Raw genomic sequence first — 21371 nt, forward strand, 5'->3', positions numbered from 1 at the left:
GGGGTGGACCGTCCGTAGAGTGGTTGACGTGCCAAGGATTCGAGCGGCCTCCGTGGCCGAGCACCGGTCGATGCAGCGAGCCGCCCTGCTGGACGCGGCTCGTTCCCTGCTGTCCGAGGGTGGGACGGAGGCGCTGACGTTCCCGGCCCTGGCCGAGCGGACGGGGCTCGCGCGGTCGTCCGTGTACGAGTACTTCCGCTCTCGGGCCGCGGTGGTCGAGGAGCTGTGCGAGGTCGACTTTCCCGTGTGGGCGGCGGATGTGTCGGCGGCGATGCAGCGGGCCGGCTCCGCCGAGGGCAAGGTCGAAGCGTACGTGCGGCAGCAGCTTGCGTTGGTCGGGGATCGGCGGCATCGGGCTGTTGTTGCCATCTCCGCGAGCGAACTGGACGCGGGGGCGCGGGAGAAGATTCGGGCCGCGCATGGTGGGCTGGTCGCGATGATCGTTGAGGCGTTGGCGGAGATGGGGCATGGGGAGCCTCGGCTGGCCGCGATGTTGCTTCAGGGGGTTGTTGACGCGGCTGTGCGGAGGATTGAGCTGGGGGCTGCGGAGGATCCCTCGGTGATTACTGAGGCTGCGGTGAGTATGGCTTTGCGGGGCGTTTCGGGTTGAGTTGTCGGCTGCGGGCCGGTGGGGGGCTGGGCGCGCAGTTCCCCGCGCCCCTAAAAGCGTCAAGCACCGGCAGCAAGCAGTACAGGCCCCTAGAAGCTGAGCACCGGCAGCAAGCGGGATGGGCCCCTGTTCAGTAGCCACGGCGGCAGTAGCCCCAGCGGGTCCAAGTACATCTCCCCTCTCAGCAAGCCCCAGTGCACGCACGAAGTCGCGCCGCAGTGCGAGCCCGTGAGCTCCACCGTTCCCACCACATCGCCCGCCTCCACCTCGTCGCCCTTCTTCACCGACGCGGTCACCGGTTCGTAGGTCGTGCGGAGGTCGGTCCCCGTCAGTTCCACGGCGACCACCCCTCTCCCCGCCACCCGGCCCGCGAAGGACACCCGGCCCGGGGCCACCGCTCGTACGGGAGCGTTGGCCGGCGTCGACAGGTCCACGCCTCGGTGGCCCCGGGCGTAGAGCGTTGCCGGGGGTTCCCAGCCTCGTAGGACCAAGGGGTGGGAGCCGACGGGCCAGGTGCGGGCCACGGCCGGTACGGGAGGGGGTGGGACTCCCGGTGCCGGAGGGGCGTCGTCCGCCCGGGCCGCGCAGGTCAGCAGGGTCAGGAAGAGGGCCAGCAGTGAGCCCAGGGCCGTGTGCAGATGTCGTCGTGATCGCATGGCACAAACCGTGCCGTATCCGTGCCGATCATGGCCGGGACCTGTGGACCGCCGGGTGGTTGTGGACATCGGCGTCACCCGGTACCTCGCGGGTCCCGTACACTTCCTTTGGCGATCCGGGTCACCGGGTCGACTTCGCACGCCCCGACATCTGGTCCTCCGTCGAAGAGACGAAAAACCGGTGTCAGCGCTCCTCGGTCCTCTGGGCACGCGCACGTGGGCGTCAGGCGCGAGTGCCGTCCCGGTGCTCGCGGCACAACCGAGAAAATCAAGGAGAACGGCCATGGCCGTCGTCACGATGCGGGAGCTGCTGGAAAGCGGCGTCCACTTCGGTCACCAGACCCGTCGTTGGAACCCGAAGATGAAGCGGTTCATCTTCACGGAGCGCAACGGCATCTACATCATCGACCTGCTCCAGTCGCTGTCGTACATCGACCGCGCCTACGAGTTCGTCAAGGAGACCGTCGCCCACGGCGGCACGGTCATGTTCGTCGGCACGAAGAAGCAGGCGCAGGAGGCCATCGCCGAGCAGGCCACCCGCGTCGGCATGCCCTACGTCAACCAGCGCTGGCTGGGCGGCATGCTCACCAACTTCTCCACCGTCTACAAGCGTCTGCAGCGCCTCAAGGAGCTCGAGCAGATCGACTTCGAGGACGTCGCCGCGTCCGGTCTCACCAAGAAGGAGCTTCTCGTGCTGTCGCGCGAGAAGGCCAAGCTGGAGAAGACCCTCGGTGGTATCCGCGAGATGTCCAAGGTTCCCAGCGCCGTCTGGATCGTGGACACCAAGAAGGAGCACATCGCGGTCGGTGAGGCCCGGAAGCTCAACATTCCGGTCGTCGCCATCCTCGACACGAACTGCGACCCCGACGAGGTCGACTACAAGATCCCGGGCAACGACGACGCGATCCGCTCCGTCACCCTGCTCACCCGCGTGATCGCCGACGCCGTCGCCGAGGGCCTCATCAGCCGCTCCGGTGTCGCCGCCGAGGCCAAGGGTGACAAGGCCGCCGGCGAGCCGCTCGCCGCGTGGGAGCGCGACCTGCTCGAGGGCGAGAAGAAGGCTGACGAGGCTCCGGCCGCCGACGCCGAGGTCCAGACCTCCGCCGAGACCGAGAAGGTCGCCGACGCCGAGCAGGCCGACGAGGTTCCCGCCGCTGAGGCCGCTGCCGAGGTCGAGGCTCCTGCCGCCGAGGCCGCTCCGGTCGCCGAGGCTGAGGTCGAGGCCGCTCCGGCCGCCGACGCCGAGCAGGCCTGACCCTCCGGCCAACGGCCTGACCTTCCGGGCCAAAGGGCTGACTGAGTGACGGCGGGTGGTGCGGACCGCGCCACCCGCCGTTCATCCACAGCCCCTAGATCTTCGTAGCCCGTAGATCTTTGGCGGAAGCCCGCTCACCACGCGGCCGCCGCCGACTTCGAGACTTCGAACTCCGAGAAGAGATTTTCAGATCATGGCGAACTACACCGCCGCCGACGTCAAGAAGCTCCGTGAGCTCACCGGCGCCGGCATGATGGACTGCAAGAAGGCGCTGGACGAGGCCGACGGCAACGTCGAGAAGGCCGTCGAGGCGCTCCGTATCAAGGGCCAGAAGGGCGTCGCCAAGCGCGAGGGCCGCTCCGCCGAGAACGGCGCCGTGGTCTCCGTCATCGCCGACGACAACACCTCCGGTGTCCTGGTCGAGCTGAAGTGCGAGACGGACTTCGTCGCCAAGGGCGAGAAGTTCCAGGCTGTCGCCAACCAGATTGCCCAGCACGTCGCCGCGACCTCCCCGGCCGACATCGCGGCGCTCCTCGCGTCCGAGATCGAGTCCGGCAAGACGGTCCAGGCGTTCGTCGACGAGGCCAACGCGAACCTGGGCGAGAAGATCGTCCTGGACCGCTTCGCCCAGTACACCGACGGCTACGTCTCCGCGTACATGCACCGCACGATGCCCGACCTGCCCCCGCAGATCGGTGTCCTCGTCGAGCTGGACAAGCCGAACGCCGAGGTCGCCCGCGGTGTCGCCCAGCACATCGCCGCCTTCGCGCCGAAGTACCTGGCCAAGGAAGACGTGCCGGCCGAGGTCGTCGAGTCCGAGCGACGCATCGCCGAGGAGACCACCCGCGCCGAGGGCAAGCCCGAGGCCGCGATCGCCAAGATCGTCGAGGGTCGCGTCAACGGCTTCTTCAAGGACGCGACGGTGCTCGGTCAGCCGTACGCGCTCGACCCCAAGAAGTCCGTCCAGAAGGTTCTGGACGAGGCGGGTGTCACCCTGAAGCGCTTCACGCGCATCAAGGTCGGCATCTGAGTCCGTACCGCGATCGACGCGCGGCGCCCGGCGGAATCCCGCTAGGGTCGTCAGCAGTCGGCCCGGTACGCCGTCGCGCACGCGCGCGTGGCGGACGACAGCAGATCTGACGAGGAGGCCATTGCCGAGCATGGGATGCGAACGACACCCCACCGGCAGTGGCCTTCTTCGTATGTGCGACCACGTTGAAGAGGCGAGAACTCCATGACCACCAAGCCCAAGAAGACCGACGACGGCAAGGTACGCGGCCGGTTCATGCTGAAGCTGTCCGGAGAAGCCTTCTCCGGAGGCGGCGGCCTGGGCGTGGACCCCGACGTGGTGCACAAGATCGCCCGTGAGATCGCGGCCGTCGTACGGGACGGCGCGGAGGTCGCCGTCGTCATCGGCGGCGGCAACTTCTTCCGCGGCGCCGAACTCCAGCAGCGCGGCATGGACCGGGCCCGCTCCGACTACATGGGCATGCTCGGCACGGTGATGAACTGCCTCGCCCTCCAGGACTTCCTGGAGAAGGAGGGCATCGACAGCCGCGTCCAGACCGCCATCACCATGGGCCAGGTCGCCGAGCCGTACATCCCGCTGCGTGCCGTGCGCCACCTGGAGAAGGGCCGCGTGGTCATCTTCGGCGCCGGTATGGGCATGCCGTACTTCTCCACCGACACCACCGCCGCCCAGCGCGCCCTGGAGATCAACGCCGAGGCGCTGCTCATGGGCAAGAACGGCGTGGACGGGGTCTACGACTCCGACCCGAAGACGAACTCCGAGGCCGTCAAGTTCGACGCGCTCAGCTACGGCGAGGTCATCACCCAGGACCTCAAAGTCGCGGACATGACCGCCATCACGCTGTGCCGCGACAACAAGCTTCCGATCCTGGTCTTCGAGCTCCTGGCCGAGGGCAATATCGCCCGCGCCGTCAAGGGTGAGAAGATCGGCACGCTTGTGGGTGACCAAGGCAGCCAGGGCTGATGACCCTGACCGGGGGATGGACAATGTCCTGCCGGTCGGGAACCGTGCAGGAAGAAGACGCGACGCAGCCGGCCGCCGACGCCGACACAGCACAGCAGCCGGGCCTACTCAAGACACGCAGGAGCAAGTGGTGATCGAAGAGACCCTCCTCGAGGCCGAGGAGAAGATGGAGAAGGCCGTCGTGGTCGCCAAGGAGGACTTCGCCGCGATCCGCACCGGCCGTGCGCACCCGGCGATGTTCAACAAGATCGTGGCGGACTACTACGGAGCGCTGACGCCGATCAACCAGCTGGCTTCGTTCTCCGTGCCGGAGCCGCGCATGGCCGTGGTGACCCCGTTCGACAAGACCGCGCTGCGGAACATCGAACAGGCGATCCGCGACTCGGACCTGGGCGTCAATCCCAGCAACGACGGCAACATCATCCGAGTGACGTTCCCCGAACTGACCGAGGAGCGCCGCAAGGACTACATCAAGGTCGCCCGGACCAAGGCCGAGGACTCCAAGGTGTCCATCCGCGCCGTCCGCCGCAAGGCCAAGGACGCCCTGGACAAGCTCGTCAAGGACAAGGAGTCCGGCGAGGACGAGGTCCGTCGTGCGGAGAAGGAGCTCGACGACACCACGGCGAAGTACGTCGCCCAGGTGGACGAACTCCTCAAGCACAAGGAAGCGGAGCTGCTCGAGGTCTGATGAACGACTCTTCCTGGGGGGCACCGCCACAAGCCGGGTACTGGGGGCCGTCCGACCAGGGGCCTGTCCAGGGGGCTGCCCCGGCGGGTCCCACGTACGATGCGCCTGAGGCGCAGCAGACTCGCCCCATGCCCATCGTGCCCGACGAGCCCGCATACGGCGGACACCAGGATGACGACCGGGGGGCCGCTCGGCTGAGCGGCCCCTTGTTCCGCGACGAGACGCAGCAGCCGCCGTACGACGTACGGCAGCCGCAGCCGTACGACCCGCGGACGCAGCCCACTGACACGCCGCAGGCGCAGCCCTACGGGGCGGTGCCGCAGAATCCGGAGCCCATGCCCGACGCCCCGCCACCGGCGCCCGCCCCGCAGAAGAAGAGCGCGGGCCGGGACCTGGGTGCGGCCATAGGGGTCGGGGTCGGACTCGGCGCGGTCATCATCGCGTCCCTGTTCGTCGTCAAGGCCGTGTTCGTCGGCGTGATAGCGGTCGCGGTCGTCGTGGGCCTGTGGGAGCTGACCTCACGGCTGCAGGAGCGCAAGGGCATCAAGGCGCCCCTCGTGCCCCTAGCGGTCGGCGGGGCCGCGATGGTCGTCGCCGGATACGTACGGGGCCCCGAGGGCGCCTGGGTCGCCATGGCGCTCACGGCGCTCGCCGTCCTCGTATGGCGGATGACGGAGCCGCCCGAGGGCTACCTCAAGGACGTCACGGCGGGCGTCTTCGCGGCGTTCTACGTGCCGTTCCTGGCCACGTTCGTCGCCCTGATGCTCACCGCCGACGACGGCGCCTGGCGGGTCATGACGTTCCTGCTGCTGACCGTGGTCAGCGACACGGGCGCCTACGCCGTCGGCTGGCGCTTCGGCACCCACAAGCTCGCCCCGCGCATCAGCCCCGGAAAGACCCGCGAGGGCCTGTTCGGGGCGGTTTCCTTCGCGATGGTGGCGGGCGCGCTGTGCATGCAGTTCCTGATCGACGACGGCAGCTGGTGGCAGGGCCTCGTCCTGGGCCTCGCGGTCGCGGCCAGCGCCACACTGGGCGACCTCGGCGAGTCCATGATCAAGCGCGACCTGGGCATCAAGGACATGGGCACGCTGCTCCCGGGCCACGGCGGCATCATGGACCGCTTGGACTCCTTGCTGCCGACCGCTCCGGTGGTGTGGTTGATGTTCGTGCTCTTCGTCGGGTCCGGCTGAAACACGGCTCGACCTGCGGGTTTGTGCGTGAGGGGCTCGTTGTCCACAGGGCGGCGAGTCCCTCTTCGTATGTCTGCGACACTGGTAGGGCCATGCCTAAGCCCGGAGAACTTACATTCGTCGCCCCCCGCGGAGCCAAGAAGCCGCCGCGGCACCTTGCCGATCTCACGCCCGCCGAGCGCAAGGAAGTTGTCGCCGCGATCGGGGAGAAGCCGTTTCGCGCCAAGCAGCTGTCGCAGCACTACTTCGCGCGGTTCGCGCACGACCCGGCGGAGTGGACCGACATCCCCGCCGGTTCGCGCGCCAAGCTGCAAGAAGCGCTGCTTCCTGAGCTGATGACCGTCGTACGGCATCTGTCGACCGACCAGGAGACCACGCGCAAGACGCTGTGGCGGCTGTTCGACGGGACGCTCGTCGAGTCCGTGCTGATGCGGTACCCGGACCGGGTGACCATGTGCATCAGCTCGCAGGCGGGGTGTGGCATGAACTGCCCGTTCTGCGCGACCGGGCAGGCCGGCCTCGACCGCAATCTGTCGACCGGTGAGATCGTGCACCAGATCGTCGACGGGATGCGGGCGTTGAGGGACGGGGAGATCCCCGGTGGTCCCGCTCGGCTCTCCAACATCGTCTTCATGGGCATGGGCGAACCCCTCGCCAACTACAAGCGGGTCGTCCAGTCCATCCGCGCCCTCACCGACCCCGAGCCGGACGGGCTCGGCCTCTCGCAGCGTGGGATCACCGTCTCGACGGTCGGACTGGTCCCGGCGATCCACCGCTTCTCCGACGAGGGCTTCAAGTGCCGGCTCGCGATCTCGCTGCACGCACCCGACGACGAGCTGCGCGACACCCTGGTCCCCGTGAACACGCGGTGGAAGGTGCGCGAGGTCCTCGACGCCGGCTGGGAGTACGCGGCGAAGTCGGGGCGCCGGCTGTCCATCGAGTACGCGCTGATCCGTGACATCAACGACCAGGCGTGGCGCGGTGACCGGCTCGGCCGGCTCCTCAAGGGCAAGCCCGTGCACGTCAACCTGATCCCGCTGAACCCGACGCCGGGCTCGAAGTGGACGGCCTCACGTCCCGAGGACGAGAAGGCGTTCGTCGAGGCCATCGCGGCCCATGGGGTGCCGGTCACCGTCCGGGACACCCGTGGCCAGGAGATCGACGGAGCGTGCGGCCAGCTCGCGGCCACCGAGAGGTAATCTTCACCCGTACGACCTGTACGTACATCTTCATATCCGACAGGGGAGCGCGAAGCGCTGAGAGTGCGGCAATCGGGCCGCAGACCCTCTGAACCTCGCCCAGGTCATTCTGGGTAGGAAGTTCGGTCATCACCGTGAACACCAAGAAGTACTGTGCTGTCCTCGTCGGCCTCGGCCTGGTCACGCTCTCCGCGTGCGGGTCGGGGTCGGACCAGGGCAGTGGCTCCGGCTCCAAGACCGTCACCCTCGTCAGCCACGACTCGTGGGCCGTCTCGAAGAACGTCCTCAAGGACTTCGAGAAGCAGTCCGGCTACACCGTCAAGGTCCTCAAGGACGGCGACGCCGGCCAGGCCGTCAACAAGGCGATCCTCACCAAGGACAACCCCCAGGGCGACGTCTTCTTCGGCGTCGACAACACCCTGCTCTCCCGCGCGCTCGACAACGGCCTCTTCCAGTCCTACGACGCGAAGGGTTCCGCCACCGTCAAGCCCGCGTACCGCGTCGACCAGACCAAGCACCGGGTCACGCCCATCGACACCGGCGACATCTGCGTCAACTACGACAAGGCCTACTTCAGCAAGCACAAGCTGACCCCGCCGGCCTCCTTCGCGGACCTCGTGAAGCCCGAGTACAAGAACCTCCTCGTCACCGAGAACGCCGCCACCTCCTCACCCGGCCTCGGCTTCCTGCTCGGCAGCGCGGCCCAGTTCGGGGACGACGGCTGGCAGGGCTACTGGAAGAAGCTCAAGGCGAACGGCGTGAAGGTCGTCGACGGCTGGGAGCAGGCCTACGATCAGGAGTTCTCCGGTTCGGCCGGCGGCAAGAAGGCGGGCGGCGACCGGCCGCTCGTCGTCTCGTACGCCTCCTCGCCGCCCGCCGAGGTCATCTACGGCGACCCGAAGCCGACCACCGCGCCCACCGGGGTGTCGTACGGCACCTGCTTCCGGCAGACCGAGTACGCGGGACTGCTCAGCAACGCCGCGAACACCAAGGGCGGCAAGGCCTTCATCGACTTCCTGCTCACCAAGGAGTTCCAGGAGGACATGCCGCTGAACATGTTCGTCTACCCGGTGGTCGAGGGCGCGACCGTGCCGGCCGAGTTCACGCAGTACGGTCCGCAGGCCAAGGACCCCGAGACCATGGCGCCCGCGAAGATCGCCGCCGACCGGGACCAGTGGGTCAAGTCGTGGACCTCGCTCGTACTGAAGTAGCGCCACGCAGGACCCGAAAGGGGAACGTGACGCGGCTCGGCCTCATGGCCCTGCCCGTCGCGTTCTTCGCGGTGTTCTTCGCCTATCCCGTCACCGCGATCGTCGCGCGCGGCCTCAAGGTCGACGGCGCCTGGCAGTTGGGCCGGATCGGGGACGTGCTCGCGCAGTCCGACATCCGGCACGTCCTGTGGTTCACGACCTGGCAGGCGCTCGCCTCCACCGCGCTCACGCTGCTGATCGCGCTCCCCGGCGCGTATGTCTTCGCGCGCTTCGACTTCCCGGGCCGACATGTGCTGCGGGCCGTCGTGACGGTCCCCTTCGTGCTGCCCACGGTCGTCGTCGGTACGGCCTTCCTCGCGCTCCTCGGCCGGGGCGGACTCCTCGACGACCTGTGGGGCGTACGGCTGGACACCACCGTGTGGGCCATCCTGCTCGCGCACGTCTTCTTCAACTACGCGGTCGTCGTAAGGACGGTGGGCGGCCTCTGGGCACAGCTCGACCCGCGTCAGGAGGAGGCCGCGCGGATGCTCGGCGCCTCCCGGCTCCGGGCCTGGCGGAAGGTCACGCTGCCCGCGCTCGGGCCCGCCGTGGCCGCCGCCGCGCTGATGGTCTTCCTCTTCACCTTCACCTCCTTCGGCGTGGTGCAGATCCTTGGCGGTCCGACCTTCTCGACCCTCGAAGTGGAGATCTACCGCCAGACTTCCGAGGTCTTCGACCTGTCCACGGCGGCCGTGCTGACGATCGTCCAGTTCGTCGCGGTGGGCGCGATCCTCGCCGTCCACGCCTGGACGGTACGACGCCGGGAGACCGCCCTGCGGCTCGTGGACCCGTCGGTGACCGCACGGCGCCCGCGCGGGGCCGGCCAGTGGTCCCTGCTGGCCGGAGTCCTCGTCTCCGTCCTCGTCCTGCTCGTGCTGCCGCTCGCCGTGCTGGTCCAACGGTCCCTGGACTCACCGGACTTCGGCTACTACCGGGCGCTGACCCACGACGACGGCGGCACCTTCCTGGTCCCGCCGATCGCCGCGATCGGCAACTCGCTGGAGTACGCCGTCGCCGCCACCGCCATCGCCGTGGTGATCGGCGGTCTCGCCGCCGCCGCCCTGACCCGGCGCGACGCCGGGCGACTGGTGCGGGGCTTCGACGCGCTGCTGATGCTGCCGCTCGGGGTGTCGGCGGTGACGGTCGGCTTCGGCTTCCTGATCTCGCTCGACAAACCCCCGGTGGATCTGCGGAGTTCATGGATCCTGGTGCCGCTCGCGCAGGCGCTGGTCGGTGTCCCCTTCGTCGTACGGACGATGCTGCCCGTGCTGCGGGCGGTGGACGGGCGGCTGAGGGAGGCGGCGGCGGTACTCGGGGCCTCGCCCTGGCGGGTGTGGCGAGAGGTCGATCTGCCCCTCGTACGGCGGGCGTTGCTGATCGCCGCCGGGTTCGCGTTCGCGGTGTCGCTGGGGGAGTTCGGGGCGACCGTGTTCATCGCGCGGCCCGACAACCCGACCCTGCCGGTCGCGGTGGCCCGGCTGCTGTCCCGGCCCGGTGATCTCAACTACGGCCAGGCGATGGCCCTTTCGACGATTCTGATGGTGGTGTGCGCGGTGGCCCTGCTGGTCCTTGAGCGGCTGCGCACGGACCGGACGGGGGAGTTCTAGATGCCGCCGAACATGCTGCTCAGTCTCGCGGGCGCGACCGTACGGTTCGGCGGGCGGCCCGTGCTCGACGCCGTCGACCTCGGAGTCGCCGAGCACGAGATCGTGTGTGTGCTCGGGCCCAGCGGCAGCGGCAAGTCGACGCTGCTGCGGGCGGTGGCCGGGCTTCAACCCCTCGACACCGGGCGGGTGTTGCTCGACGGACGCGACCAGGCCGGCGTGCCCGCGCACAAGCGCGGGGTGGGTCTGATGTTCCAGGACCACCAGCTGTTCCCGCAGCGGGACGTGGCAGGCAATGTCGCCTTCGGGCTGCGCATGCATGGGGCGTCGAAGGGCCAACAGGAGGCCCGGGTCGGCGAGTTGCTCGACCTCGTGGGCCTGCCGGGTGCCGCCCGCCGTGCCGTCGCCGGGCTGTCCGGCGGAGAGCAGCAACGGGTGGCGCTCGCCCGCGCCCTCGCGCCCCGCCCCCGGCTCCTCATGCTCGACGAGCCGCTCGGCCAGCTCGACCGGTCACTGCGGGAGCGGCTGGTCGTCGAACTCCGGGAGCTGTTCGGTGCGTTGGGCACGACCGTGCTCGCGGTCACGCACGACCAGGGCGAGGCGTTCGCGCTCGCCGACCGGGTCGTCGTGATGCGGGACGGGCGGATCGCCCAGTCCGGTACGCCACTTGAGGTCTGGCAGCATCCCGCGGACGAGTTCGTGGCCCGTTTCCTGGGCTTCGACAACGTGGTCGAGGCGACAGTCGCCGGCGAGGCCGCCGACACCCCCTGGGGCAAGGTGCCGGTCCCCGAGGACGCCCCTCAGGGCATCCACGCGCTCCTCGTACGGCCCGCGGGGGTACGCCTGTTGCCCGCCGACGAGGGCCTGCGCTGCACGGTCGTAGCCCGCACTTTCAGGGGCACCCATGTGGCCGTACAGCTGCAGCCGGAGGACGCGCCGAGGCTGGAGGCGGCGTGTGCGCTGCGGGAGGCGCCGGAGGTCGGGGGCGCGGTCGGGGTGGAGTTCGACGCGGCCGAAATTGTCGTGCTCGGCTGACCGTGCCCTCACTAGGGTGCGGTGCATGACGTCACTCACGCACGACCGCTGCTGCGACGAGATCGCCCATCAGGTGGGGCAGTTGAGGGCCGTGGTGACCTCCGGAGCGGATCTGGCGGCCACCGTGCCGACCTGCCCGGACTGGACGCTGGAACAGCTCGTACGGCACACGGGTGGCGCCCTGCGCTGGGTGGAGCTGCTGGTGCGTACACGCGCACAGGAGAACATCCCGGACGAGGAGATCCCGCTCCACGGCGGTCCCGAGGCCGAGGGGGACGCGGGTGCGCTGGACGCCTGGCTCGCCGAGACCGGCCGGACGGTCGTCGGGACGCTCCGGGAGGCCGGGCCCGACACCAAGGTGTGGGCGTGGGCCGGAACCCTCAACTCGGGCTTCTGGGCCCGCCGTATGACCCACGAGATCACTGTTCACCGCGCGGACGCCACGCTCGCCGCCGGGCTGCCCTACGAGGTGGCGCCCGAGGTGGCCGCCGACGCGATCGACGAGTGGCTGGAGATCCTCGTCTTCGCGCAGCGGGTGGAGGGCGACAAGGACGCGATGGAACTGCGCGATCCGGGGCGTCGCAGCATCCACCTCCACGCCACCGACGTGCCTGCCGGGTCGAACGCCGAGTGGATCATCGAGCTCACCGAGGACGGTCTCGCCTGGCGCCGGGGCCACGAGCGGGCGACCGTCGCCCTGCGCGGCACGCTCACCGACGTCCTGCTCGCCTTCTACCGCCGACTGCCGCTGGACAGCGAGGAGTTGGAGATCGTCGGCGACCGGGCGCTGCTGGAGTTCTGGCTGGAGAAGGCGTCCTTCGGGTGACGTGACATGCGTGTGGCCCGCCCCCACGAACGGACGGGCCACAGCAGTAACAGCGGGTGGATCAGCGGGCGTTGGCCGCACCGCGGCGACGCATGCCGAAGTAGACGGCTCCGCCGCCCACGACGACGAACGCGCCCGCGATACCGGCGATCATGCCGGTGTTGGAGTTGGCACCGGTCTCGGCGAGGTTCGAGCTGCCGGCCGCGGGAGACGGAGCGTTGTCCGTCGTCGTCGCGGGGGCGGTGCTGCTGCTCTCCGAGGCCGACGGGGTCGGAGTGTCGGACTCGGCCGGGGTCGTGGCCGTGTCCGACGGCGACGGAGAGGCCTCCGTCGGAGTCGGGGTCGGGCTGGGCGACTCGTCGGCCTTGCAGGCCTTGGACGGGGTGGTCAGGTTCGGCGAGATATTCTTGTTGAGGCCATTGGCGGCCTCGACGTGGACGCGGTACGTCGCGTTCGGCTGCCAGTCCTCGGCGAAGGAAACGGTGACGCCTGCCTTCGAGCCCTTGACCGTCTGGGCGTCGCCGATCTGCTTGGCGTCGGCACCGTTGTTCTCCAGGAACACCGTGATGGTGGCCTCGGTGCCGCCGGCGTCCTTGTCGGTGACGGTGATGACACCGCTGGTGCCGTCACAGGTGGCTTCGGCCGAGAACTCGCCGATGCTGCAGGCGAGCGCGTTGCCCGCGAATCCGAGCGCGAGCGCGGCCGAGGCGGACGCGACACCGAGGATGCGTACGGAACGTCGAGATATGGACACGTTTGCCCTTCACGGGATGTGCAACTGCGGGGGGTGAAGGGGGAGATGAGGCAGCGTTGAGGTGAGCATCACCACCCCCAGGAGTCTCACTGGTCTATAAGTGCTGCGTAAGCAGTGTCAATGCGAATGTGGGGTACAGCAGTTGTCTTTGCCTGCGTTTTACACTGTGAGGCGTTTCAATGCGACCGGAGCCTCCTCGATCCGGTCAACGAGGGTGATACGGGCCTCCATTGACCGTTCCTGGGCAAGTGCACGCAGGAGCGGCCACGCGGGCAGCCGCTCCGTCCAGTGCTCCCGGTCCACGAGCACCATCGGCGTGGGCTCGCCCCGCGACTCGTAGTAGTTCGGCGTCGCGTTGTCGAAGATCTCCTGTACGGTCCCGGCCGCGCCCGGCAGAAACACCACACCCGCGTTCGAGCGGGCCAACAGACCGTCCTCGCGGGTGGCGTTGGCGAAGTACTTGGCGATGTGCGAGGCGAAGGCGTTCGGCGGCTCATGGCCGTAGAACCACGTCGGGATGCCGAGCGAATGGTTGCCCTTCGGCCAGCGGGTGCGGACCTCGAAGGCGCGCTGCGCCCAGTCCGTGATCGAAGGGCTGAACGAGGGTGATTTTGCGAGGAGTTCGCACGCCTCCTCCAGCATGGCGTCCTCGTACGGTGCCGCGTACGCGCCCAGGTTCGCCGCCTCCATGGCACCCGGCCCGCCGCCGGTCGCCACCGTGAACCCGGCGCGGCTCAGCTCGCGGCCGAGGCGCGCGGCACCGCCGTAGGCCGCCGTTCCGCGTGCCATCGCGTGGCCGCCCATCACGCCCACCACCCGCGCCCCGCGCAGGAGTTCGTCGAGGGCGTCGGAGATCGAGTCGTCGTGGACGGCGCGCAGCATCGACGCGTAGACGTCGCCGTCGGCCTTGGTCTGCTGGAACCAGGCGTACGCGAGCGCGTCCGGCGTCCGCTCGTACCCCTTGTCGAGCGAGGCGAACAGCTCGGCCGGCGTGTAGAGATGGCCGCGGTAGGGGTCGAAGGGGAGGTGCGGCACGGGCGGGAAGACCAGGGCGCCGTCGGCACGGATCTTCGCGGCCGCCTCGTCGCGCATCGGGCAGCCGAGGAAGACGGCGCCGACGGTGCTGGTGGTGAGCAACTCCCGCGTACGGTCCGTCAGATCGCCGCCCTGGACGCGGTATCCGGCGAGGGTGCCGCGGGACGAGACGGTCGCGTCGAAGTCCTCGACCGTCTCGATCTCGCGTTCGTCGTGGTGGGCCGCATGGGCCGGGCTCGTCTGCACGGGCCCATGCTAGGCACCGGGTCGGTCAGCTCTGGACGGCCGCCGGGTCCATCCACATGACCTCCCAGGAGTGGCCGTCGAGGTCGTCGAAGGAACGGCCGTACATGAAGCCCTGGTCGATCGCGTCGTCGTTGCCGGAACCACCGGACGCGATGGCCTGGTTGACGAGCTCGTCGACCTTCTCGCGGCTCTCGGCGCTCAGACACAGCAGCACCTCACTGCTCTTCGTCGAGTCCACGATCTCCTTCTTCGTGAAGTCGCTGTAGCGCTGCTTGCTGAGGAGCATCGCGACGATGGTGTCGCTGATCACGACGCAGGCGCACTCGTCGGTGCTGAACTGGGGGTTGATCGAGTAGCCGAGCTCCGTGAAGAACTTCCTCGACGCGTCGACGTCGTTCACGGCCAGGTTCACGAAGATCATCTGCTGGTACATGCTGGGTCTCTCCCATCGGGCGTGCGTGCTAATCGGTGGGTAGACCGGCGGCCGACGCGAAACTCATCGGCCGGCCAGCGGCAAGGCCGCCAGCTCGGCCACGAGCAGGGTCAGCGGGAGGAACAGGGCGAGCAGCGCGCCCGCGCGCAGGGCGGCGGCGCTGCGCAGCATGGTCGCGGGGGCGCCGAGGCGGAGCAGCGCGGCCGTGGTGTCGGCGCGGGCGTGCTTGGCCTCCAGGGCGGCGGTGAGCAGGGTCGCCACCGTGCAGCCGGTGACCAGGAGTCCGCCGAGGGTGGTCAGCGGGCCGAAGGACGGGGCGTTCGGGTCGTAGAGCGCCGTCATCGCGAACGCGCCGGACGCCACCGCGCAGACCACGCCCAGCGGGCGTCCGATCCGCGTCGCCTCCTCCATCAGCACCCGCCCGGCCAGCAGCCGCAGCGCGCCCGGGCTGACGGACTGGAGCAGCCGCCCGCACAGGTGCGTGAGCCCGGGACCGGCCAGCGCAAGACCGATCGCGGTCAGCACCCAGCCGACCAGGACACTCGCGGGCCCGTCCGCGAGCCCGCCGGGCAGCGACAGCCCGCCGCCGTCCTTCGCCCGGCTCGCGTACGCCTCCACGGCGAGCCCGGCCGCAAGTACAGCAATGCCCCAGGGGAGGCCGCGGGGGGCCTCACGGGGGGCCGGAGGGCGGGAGGGGTCCGGGTCGGGGGCGGGGGTCGGCTCAGGCTGTTCGGCGGTTCCGTCCTCCGTCTCGCTACGACCACCGCCACGCAGGCGCGCGCCGAAGCGTCCGTACGTCCCGAAGGTCTCCCGTGAGCCCGAGCGGCCGTACGCGCCGAAGCGGCCGTACGACCTCGCCGGGCCCTTCTCGGAGGCGGGGCGGATGTCCCGGGGCCGTAGGACGAGGGCCACCGCGACGGAGGCGATCACCGGGACGAGTGCGAGGAGGGTCAACGCGGCCGGGAGGGGCAGGGGTTGGTCCGAGGCCAGGAACTCCGCCGCCGCTCCGTCGAAGGGCATGCCGGTGAGGTCGCCGCGGAGGTGGAGGAAGAAGAGGAGGGCCAGCATGGAGCCGAGGGTGCAGGCGAGGGCGGTCGTCGTCGCCGAGATCGCCATCAGGCGGCCCGAGCCGAGGCCGATCGCGGAGAGGCCGGGGCGGGGTTTCGTCGCCGGGTCGGTGCGGGCGACGGCCACCGCGAAGTACACGGTGGCGGCCAGCGGGGTCGCGCACCAGCCGAGGCGCAGGGCCGAGGCGGCGGGGGAGTCGGGGTGGCCCATCGCGTAGCCCAGGGTGCACAGCAGCAGGAAGCCCGTGCCCGCCGAGGCCACCGCGACCAGCAGGCGGCGCAGTTGGACGGCGGGGTGCGAGCCGCGGGTCAGACGGAGAGCGAGCACGCGGCCCGGCCTTCCGTCTCGGTGACCGGGGGAAGGTGAACCGTGTTCACACGGCGTCCGTCGAGCAGCGACACCGTACGGTCCGCGAGGGCCGCGGTCTCCGCCTCGTGGGTCGCGAGGACGACCGTGATGCCGTGCGAGCGGGCGGCGGTGGTGAGCGTGCGCAGGACCTGGGCGCGGTCCGCGCGGTACAGCGGGGCCGTCGGCTCGTCGGCGAACAGGACCGTCGGCGCCGGAGCCAGCGCGCGGGCGATGGAGACGCGCTGGCGCTCCGCCTGGCGCAGTTCGTGCGGGCGTTTGCGGGCGTGGTCGCCGATGTCGAGGCGGTCCAGCCACTCCAGGGCGGCGGTCTTGGCCCGGCGGCGGCTGGTGCCGCGCAGCATCAGGGGGAGGGCCGCGTTCTCCCAGACGTTCAGCTCCGGGACGAGGACGGGCGCCGGGTCGATCCAGCCGAAGCGGTCGCGGCGCAGCCGTTCGCGGGTCATCGGGCCCATGGTGTGTACGGGCACGCTGTTGAACCAGACCTCGCCCTGCCGGGGCCGCTCGAGACCGGCGAGGCAGCGCAGCAGGGTCGTCTTGCCGCTGCCGCGCGGGCCGTTGACGGCGAGGATCTCGCCCTCCCGGACACCGAGCGAGACACCGCTGAGCGCGGGCGTTCCGTCGTGGTGCTGGAAGTGCAGGGCACGTGCCCAGAGCACGTCGTTGTCCGGCGGGGCCACCATGCGCGTACACCTCGTTCAGATCCGTTTTCCCGTATCGCATCCCCCGAGCGGGGGAACGAGGACAGGGCCGATCGGTTACCAGGCACGCTAAGGAGGAGGGGGCGCGACCCCGGACAGCACACGGCCCGGGGTGCATCCTTCCCACTCGTACGGGTGCACCCCGGGCCGTATAAACCGCTGAACTGCCGAAGGCTAGAGCTTCGTCCAGGCCTCCGTGAGCACCTGGCGGACGATGCCCTCGATCTCGTCGAAGGTCGACTGGTCGGAGATCAGCGGCGGCGACAGCTGGATGACCGGGTCACCGCGGTCGTCGGCGCGGCAGTAGAGGCCGTACTCGAAGAGCTTCTTGGAGACGAAGCCGTAGAGCACGCGCTCCGACTCCTCGTCCGTGAAGGTCTCCTTGGTGGCCTTGTCCTTGACCAGCTCGATGCCGTAGAAGAAGCCGTTGCCGCGGACGTCGCCGACGATCGGGAGGTCGTGCAGCTTCTGCAGGGTCTGCAGGAAGTTGGCCTCGTTGTCGAGGACGTGCTGGTTGAGGCCCTCGCGCTCGAAGATGTCGAGGTTGGCGAGGCCGACCGCGGCGGAGACCGGGTGGCCGCCGAAGGTGTAGCCGTGCAGGAAGGTGTTGTCGCCCTTGTAGAACGGCTCGGCCAGGCGGTCGGAGATGATGCAGGCGCCGATCGGGGAGTAGCCCGAGGTCATGCCCTTGGCGCAGGTGATCATGTCCGGGACGTAGTCGAACTTGTCGCAGGCGAACATCGTGCCGAGGCGGCCGAAGGCGCAGATGACCTCGTCGGAGACCAGGAGCACGTCGTACTGGTCGCAGATCTCGCGGACCCGCTGGAAGTAGCCGGGCGGCGGCGGGAAGCAGCCGCCGGCGTTCTGCACCGGCTCCAGGAAGACCGCGGCGACCGTCTCCGGGCCCTCCATGAGGATCTGCTGCTCGATCTGGTCGGCGGCCCAGCGGCCGAAGGCCTTCGGGTCGTCGCCGAAGAGCGGGGCGCGGTAGATGTTGGTGTTCGGGACCTTGTGCGCGCCGGGCACGAGGGGCTCGAAGGGAGCCTTCAGCGCCGGGAGTCCGGTGATGGACAGGGCGCCCTGCGGGGTGCCGTGGTAGGCGACCGCGCGCGAGATGACCTTGTACTTGGTCGGCTTGCCCTGGAGCTTGAAGTACTGCTTGGCGAGCTTCCAGGCGGTCTCGACGGCCTCGCCGCCGCCGGTGGTGAAGAAGACCTTGTTCAGGTCGCCGGGCGCGTAGTGGGCGAGACGCTCCGCCAGCTCAACGGCCTTCGGGTGGGCGTACGACCAGATGGGGAAGAACGCCAGCTCCTGCGCCTGCTTGGCGGCGGTCTCGGCCAGCTCGGCGCGGCCGTGACCGGCCTGGACCACGAACAGACCCGCGAGACCGTCGAGGTAGCGCTTGCCCTTGTCGTCGTAGATGTAGGTGCCCTCACCACGGACGATCGTGGGAACGGGCGCGTTCTCGTACGAGGACATGCGGGTGAAGTGCATCCACAGGTGGTCGTACGCGGTGCGGCTGAGGTCCTTGCTCACGGTTATCGGGTTCCCCACATGTAGGTCTGCTTCTTGAGCTTCAGATAAACGAAGCTCTCGGTGGAGCGCACGCCGGGCAGCGCCCGAATGCGTTTGTTGATGACGTCCAGCAGGTGGTCGTCGTCCTCGCAGACGATCTCGGCGAGGAGGTCGTACGAGCCCGCGGTCATCACCACGTACTCCACTTCCGGCATGGCCGTCAGCGCGTCCGCCACGTTCTCGACGTCGCCCTCGACGTTGACACCGACCATCGCCTGTCTGCGGAAGCCCACGGTGAGCGGGTCCGTGACGGCGACGATCTGCATGACGCCCTGGTCGAGCAGCTTCTGGACGCGCTGGCGCACGGCCGCCTCGGAGAGGCCCACGGCCTTGCCGATCGCGGCGTACGGCCGGCGGCCGTCCTCCTGGAGCTGCTCGATGATGGCGAGAGAGACGGAATCCAGGTGAGGGGTCCCGTTCCTGGACTCGCGGGAGTCCCTGGGTTCTGCGCTGCGACTGGCCACGGCTTCACTGTGCACGACGTCTCGACAGTTCCGCAAGGCTGCTTCGATGAAATTCGTTGTTTACGTGGTCGAGACTTGCGGATTTCGCAGTCTTGGTGCGATCGGGGGTGTTGAAAACGTGGCCCGGGCGATTAGGGTGGGTGTCTCAGTGATTGGACACCTGAACTTGGAGGGCCGGCAGTGAGCACCGAGCTGCGTCGTCTGCGCAATTACATCGACGGTGAGTTCCGGGACGCCGCCGACGGACGGACCACCGAGGTGGTCAACCCGGCGACCGGCGAGGCGTATGCCACCGCCCCGCTGTCCGGGGCGGCGGACGTGGATGCCGCGATGGCGGCCGCCGCGGCGGCCTTCCCGGCCTGGCGGGACGAGACTCCCGCGGCTCGGCAGCGCGCCCTGCTGAAGATCGCGGACGCGTTCGAGGAGCGCGCGGAGGAACTGATCGCGGCCGAGGTGGAGAACACCGGCAAGCCGATCGGGCTCACCCGCTCCGAGGAAATCCCGCCGATGGTCGACCAGATCCGCTTCTTCGCGGGTGCCGCCCGGATGCTCGAAGGCCGTTCGGCCGGCGAGTACATGGAGGGCATGACCTCCATCATCCGGCGCGAGCCGATCGGCGTCTGCGCGCAGGTCGCGCCCTGGAACTACCCGATGATGATGGCGGTCTGGAAGTTCGCCCCGGCGCTGGCGGCCGGCAACACGGTGGTGTTGAAGCCCTCGGACACCACCCCCGCCTCCACCGTCCTGATCGCCGAGATCCTCGGCTCGATCCTCCCCAAGGGCGTCTTCAACGTCGTCACCGGCGACCGCGACACCGGCCGCCTGATGGTCGAGCACCACACCCCGGCGATGGCCTCCATCACCGGCTCCGTGCGCGCCGGTATGTCGGTCGCCGAGTCCGCGTCCAAGGACCTCAAGAGGGTCCACCTGGAGCTGGGCGGCAAGGCCCCCGTCGTCGTCTTCGAGGACACCGACATCGCCAAGGCCGTCGAGGACATCTCGGTCGCGGGCTTCTTCAACGCCGGGCAGGACTGCACGGCGGCGACGCGCGTGCTGGTCCAGGAGTCGATCCACGACGAGTTCGTGGCGGCGCTCGCCAAGGCGGCGGCGGAGACGAAGACCGGTCAGCCGGACGACGAGGACGTGCTCTACGGCCCGCTCAACAACCCGAACCAGCTCAAGCAGGTCACCGGCTTCATCGAGCGGCTGCCCGCGCACGCGAAGGTGGAGTCGGGCGGTCACCGGGTCGGCGAGGTCGGATACTTCTACGCGCCGACCGTCGTCTCCGGCCTCAAGCAGGACGACGAGATCATCCAGAACGAGGTCTTCGGACCGGTCATCACCGTTCAGTCCTTCACGGACGAGGCGCAGGCCGTCGAGTGGGCCAACGGTGTCGACTACGCCCTCGCCTCCTCGGTGTGGACCAAGGACCACGCCCGCGCGATGCGGATGTCGAAGGTGCTCGACTTCGGCTGCGTGTGGATCAACACCCACATCCCGCTGGTCGCGGAGATGCCGCACGGCGGCTTCAAGAAGTCGGGCTACGGCAAGGACCTTTCGGCGTACGGCTTCGAGGACTACACCCGCATCAAGCACGTGATGACGTCGCTGGACGCGTAGCTCGTACGACCACAAGTGCGCGGCCCCGGACGGGAGTTCACCGTCCGGGGCCGCGCTGTTCCCCCCTCTTTTCCCCCTCCTCAGTGGTCAGGCGTGCTTGAAGACGCTGCTCAGCGAGGGCAGTTCGGACGTGACCTTCCCCGGCCTGCCGGGCTCGGGATGCTGGGTGATGCCGCCCTCTCCCTTGCCGGGGGCCGGCAACGACGACGGCGGCGACGGCAGGTCGCCGGGGTTCGGGAAGGAGATGCCGGTCTTCTTCAGGATGGGTCCGCAGGTGCTGACGGCCTTCTTGTAGCCGGCCGACGTCGGGTCGAACCCCGGGCCGCCCTTGCCGTTGATGTTCACGCGCAGCATGACGCCGCCGTCCGCGCCCTTGGACGCGTGGAAGCCGGGGAAGACCGACTGCCCCTGCGCCCGCATGCACTTGGCGAAGCGCGTGTTCGCCGCGTTGAGGTCACCGGGTGCGTTCGCGGTCGGTGTGTACGCGACCGCGAAGGGGATGCCCTTGGCGGACCCGAACTCCTTGCCGCCCTGGCCTTTCTGCTTGACGAGGGTCTTGCCGGCGACGACCGTCCGGTGGGAATCGGAGTTCGTCGTGTGGGACGCGGGAGCCGCCGAGGCGGTGACGGTGCCGAGCGCGGCGGCGGACAGTACGGCGATCCCGAGGGCGAGCCGCTGCGGCCTGGTCGCCAGTGGACGCATGGTTCCTCCTGCTGCTGTGTGCGGGTACTGCTGGGCGGGACCCACACAACCGCTCGCCCGGTTACGCCACGGGAACGGCCGCCCTTATATCCGTGTAACCG

At 69.4% G+C, this 21371-nt stretch carries 21 protein-coding genes; 12 read left to right on the forward strand and 9 right to left on the reverse strand.

Annotated features, from left to right (window positions below; translation table 11 throughout):
• Positions 1-52 precede the first annotated feature (52 nt).
• Positions 53-610 carry a TetR/AcrR family transcriptional regulator gene (locus tag OO70_RS35335; protein WP_043680539.1) on the forward strand — a complete coding sequence of 186 codons (558 nt, stop codon included), beginning with the start codon at positions 53-55 and terminating at the stop codon, positions 608-610.
• An 89-nt stretch (positions 611-699) separates the two neighbouring features.
• Here the strand turns inward: OO70_RS35335 and OO70_RS35340 are convergent, their stop codons facing one another.
• Positions 700-1266 carry a murein hydrolase activator EnvC family protein gene (locus tag OO70_RS35340; protein ID WP_051741930.1) on the reverse strand — a complete coding sequence of 189 codons (567 nt, stop codon included), beginning with the start codon at positions 1264-1266 and terminating at the stop codon, positions 700-702.
• 283 nt (positions 1267-1549) lie between these two features.
• Between OO70_RS35340 and rpsB the strand changes: the two genes are divergently transcribed.
• The 10 genes from rpsB to OO70_RS35390 all read left to right on the forward strand — a co-directional run bounded on the left by rpsB (position 1550) and on the right by OO70_RS35390 (position 12306).
• A complete protein-coding gene (rpsB, locus tag OO70_RS35345) occupies positions 1550-2521 on the forward strand; it encodes a 30S ribosomal protein S2 (RefSeq protein ID WP_043680542.1) in 972 nt (323 codons plus the stop codon).
• Positions 2522-2714: 193 nt separating this feature from the next.
• Positions 2715-3551, forward strand: a complete 837-nt coding sequence (gene tsf / locus OO70_RS35350) for a translation elongation factor Ts (protein WP_043680545.1) — start codon at positions 2715-2717, stop codon at positions 3549-3551.
• A 204-nt stretch (positions 3552-3755) separates the two neighbouring features.
• On the forward strand, positions 3756-4514 hold the full coding sequence (gene pyrH / locus OO70_RS35355) for a UMP kinase (protein ID WP_043680547.1): 759 nt from the start codon (positions 3756-3758) through the stop codon (positions 4512-4514).
• Between the two features lie 130 nt (positions 4515-4644).
• A complete protein-coding gene (frr, locus tag OO70_RS35360) occupies positions 4645-5202 on the forward strand; it encodes a ribosome recycling factor (RefSeq protein WP_019058716.1) in 558 nt (185 codons plus the stop codon).
• The gene (locus tag OO70_RS35365) at positions 5202-6392 is read left to right on the forward strand and encodes a phosphatidate cytidylyltransferase (protein ID WP_043680549.1); all 1191 of its coding nucleotides are present in this window, start codon (positions 5202-5204) and stop codon (positions 6390-6392) included. The genes frr and OO70_RS35365 overlap by 1 nt, the downstream gene beginning before the upstream one ends.
• A gap of 92 nt (positions 6393-6484) precedes the next feature.
• The gene (gene rlmN, locus OO70_RS35370; protein WP_043680551.1) at positions 6485-7591 is read left to right on the forward strand and encodes a 23S rRNA (adenine(2503)-C(2))-methyltransferase RlmN; all 1107 of its coding nucleotides are present in this window, start codon (positions 6485-6487) and stop codon (positions 7589-7591) included.
• Between the two features lie 134 nt (positions 7592-7725).
• Positions 7726-8802 carry a thiamine ABC transporter substrate-binding protein gene (locus OO70_RS35375; protein ID WP_043680553.1) on the forward strand — a complete coding sequence of 359 codons (1077 nt, stop codon included), beginning with the start codon at positions 7726-7728 and terminating at the stop codon, positions 8800-8802.
• A 44-nt stretch (positions 8803-8846) separates the two neighbouring features.
• Complete coding sequence (locus OO70_RS35380) at positions 8847-10448, forward strand: ABC transporter permease (protein ID WP_043680709.1); 1602 nt, start codon at positions 8847-8849, stop codon at positions 10446-10448.
• The gene (locus OO70_RS35385) at positions 10449-11480 is read left to right on the forward strand and encodes an ABC transporter ATP-binding protein (RefSeq protein WP_043680555.1); all 1032 of its coding nucleotides are present in this window, start codon (positions 10449-10451) and stop codon (positions 11478-11480) included.
• A 25-nt stretch (positions 11481-11505) separates the two neighbouring features.
• Entirely contained in the window at positions 11506-12306 is an 801-nt protein-coding gene (locus OO70_RS35390; RefSeq protein ID WP_043680557.1) for a maleylpyruvate isomerase family mycothiol-dependent enzyme, read from the forward strand.
• Positions 12307-12367: 61 nt separating this feature from the next.
• Here the strand turns inward: OO70_RS35390 and OO70_RS35395 are convergent, their stop codons facing one another.
• From OO70_RS35395 to OO70_RS35425, 7 genes are all read right to left on the reverse strand, one after another.
• Entirely contained in the window at positions 12368-13060 is a 693-nt protein-coding gene (locus tag OO70_RS35395) for an LAETG motif-containing sortase-dependent surface protein (RefSeq protein ID WP_043680560.1), read from the reverse strand.
• Positions 13061-13219: 159 nt separating this feature from the next.
• Positions 13220-14341 (reverse strand): LOG family protein, encoded by a 1122-nt coding sequence (locus OO70_RS35400; protein ID WP_043680563.1) that lies wholly within the window; start codon positions 14339-14341, stop codon positions 13220-13222.
• A 25-nt stretch (positions 14342-14366) separates the two neighbouring features.
• Positions 14367-14774, reverse strand: a complete 408-nt coding sequence (locus tag OO70_RS35405; RefSeq protein WP_043680565.1) for a VOC family protein — start codon at positions 14772-14774, stop codon at positions 14367-14369.
• Between the two features lie 63 nt (positions 14775-14837).
• Complete coding sequence (locus OO70_RS35410) at positions 14838-16169, reverse strand: hypothetical protein (RefSeq protein WP_043680567.1); 1332 nt, start codon at positions 16167-16169, stop codon at positions 14838-14840.
• The gene (locus OO70_RS35415; RefSeq protein WP_043680570.1) at positions 16151-16891 is read right to left on the reverse strand and encodes an ABC transporter ATP-binding protein; all 741 of its coding nucleotides are present in this window, start codon (positions 16889-16891) and stop codon (positions 16151-16153) included. The genes OO70_RS35410 and OO70_RS35415 overlap by 19 nt, the downstream gene beginning before the upstream one ends.
• Positions 16892-17083: 192 nt before the next feature.
• On the reverse strand, positions 17084-18463 hold the full coding sequence (locus OO70_RS35420) for an aspartate aminotransferase family protein (RefSeq protein ID WP_043680573.1): 1380 nt from the start codon (positions 18461-18463) through the stop codon (positions 17084-17086).
• Complete coding sequence (locus OO70_RS35425; protein WP_043680575.1) at positions 18448-18963, reverse strand: Lrp/AsnC family transcriptional regulator; 516 nt, start codon at positions 18961-18963, stop codon at positions 18448-18450. Before OO70_RS35425 ends, OO70_RS35420 begins: the two co-directional genes overlap by 16 nt.
• A 165-nt stretch (positions 18964-19128) precedes the next feature.
• Here OO70_RS35425 and OO70_RS35430 point away from each other — a divergent pair, with 165 nt between their 5' ends.
• Positions 19129-20568 carry a gamma-aminobutyraldehyde dehydrogenase gene (locus OO70_RS35430; RefSeq protein ID WP_043680578.1) on the forward strand — a complete coding sequence of 480 codons (1440 nt, stop codon included), beginning with the start codon at positions 19129-19131 and terminating at the stop codon, positions 20566-20568.
• A gap of 87 nt (positions 20569-20655) precedes the next feature.
• Here OO70_RS35430 and OO70_RS35435 read toward each other — a convergent pair whose 3' ends face one another.
• Positions 20656-21270, reverse strand: a complete 615-nt coding sequence (locus tag OO70_RS35435) for a hypothetical protein (RefSeq protein WP_043680580.1) — start codon at positions 21268-21270, stop codon at positions 20656-20658.
• Positions 21271-21371 lie beyond the last annotated feature (101 nt).

The sequence above is a fragment of the Streptomyces xylophagus genome (genome assembly GCF_000716435.1).
Lineage (GTDB): Bacteria > Actinomycetota > Actinomycetes > Streptomycetales > Streptomycetaceae > Streptomyces > Streptomyces xylophagus.

Excerpts from the sequence above, each read along its gene's own strand:
- OO70_RS35340 (WP_051741930.1), bottom strand. The coding sequence starts at position 1,266 with ATGCGATCACGACGACATCTGCACACGGCCCTGGGCTCACTGCTGGCC.
- rpsB (WP_043680542.1), top strand. The coding sequence starts at position 1,550 with ATGGCCGTCGTCACGATGCGGGAGCTGCTGGAAAGCGGCGTCCACTTC.
- tsf (WP_043680545.1), top strand. The coding sequence starts at position 2,715 with ATGGCGAACTACACCGCCGCCGACGTCAAGAAGCTCCGTGAGCTCACC.
- pyrH (WP_043680547.1), top strand. The coding sequence starts at position 3,756 with ATGACCACCAAGCCCAAGAAGACCGACGACGGCAAGGTACGCGGCCGG.
- OO70_RS35365 (WP_043680549.1), top strand. The coding sequence starts at position 5,202 with ATGAACGACTCTTCCTGGGGGGCACCGCCACAAGCCGGGTACTGGGGG.
- rlmN (WP_043680551.1), top strand. The coding sequence starts at position 6,485 with ATGCCTAAGCCCGGAGAACTTACATTCGTCGCCCCCCGCGGAGCCAAG.
- OO70_RS35380 (WP_043680709.1), top strand. The coding sequence starts at position 8,847 with ATGGCCCTGCCCGTCGCGTTCTTCGCGGTGTTCTTCGCCTATCCCGTC.
- OO70_RS35385 (WP_043680555.1), top strand. The coding sequence starts at position 10,449 with ATGCCGCCGAACATGCTGCTCAGTCTCGCGGGCGCGACCGTACGGTTC.
- OO70_RS35390 (WP_043680557.1), top strand. The coding sequence starts at position 11,506 with ATGACGTCACTCACGCACGACCGCTGCTGCGACGAGATCGCCCATCAG.
- OO70_RS35405 (WP_043680565.1), bottom strand. The coding sequence starts at position 14,774 with ATGTACCAGCAGATGATCTTCGTGAACCTGGCCGTGAACGACGTCGAC.
- OO70_RS35415 (WP_043680570.1), bottom strand. The coding sequence starts at position 16,891 with ATGGTGGCCCCGCCGGACAACGACGTGCTCTGGGCACGTGCCCTGCAC.
- OO70_RS35435 (WP_043680580.1), bottom strand. The coding sequence starts at position 21,270 with ATGCGTCCACTGGCGACCAGGCCGCAGCGGCTCGCCCTCGGGATCGCC.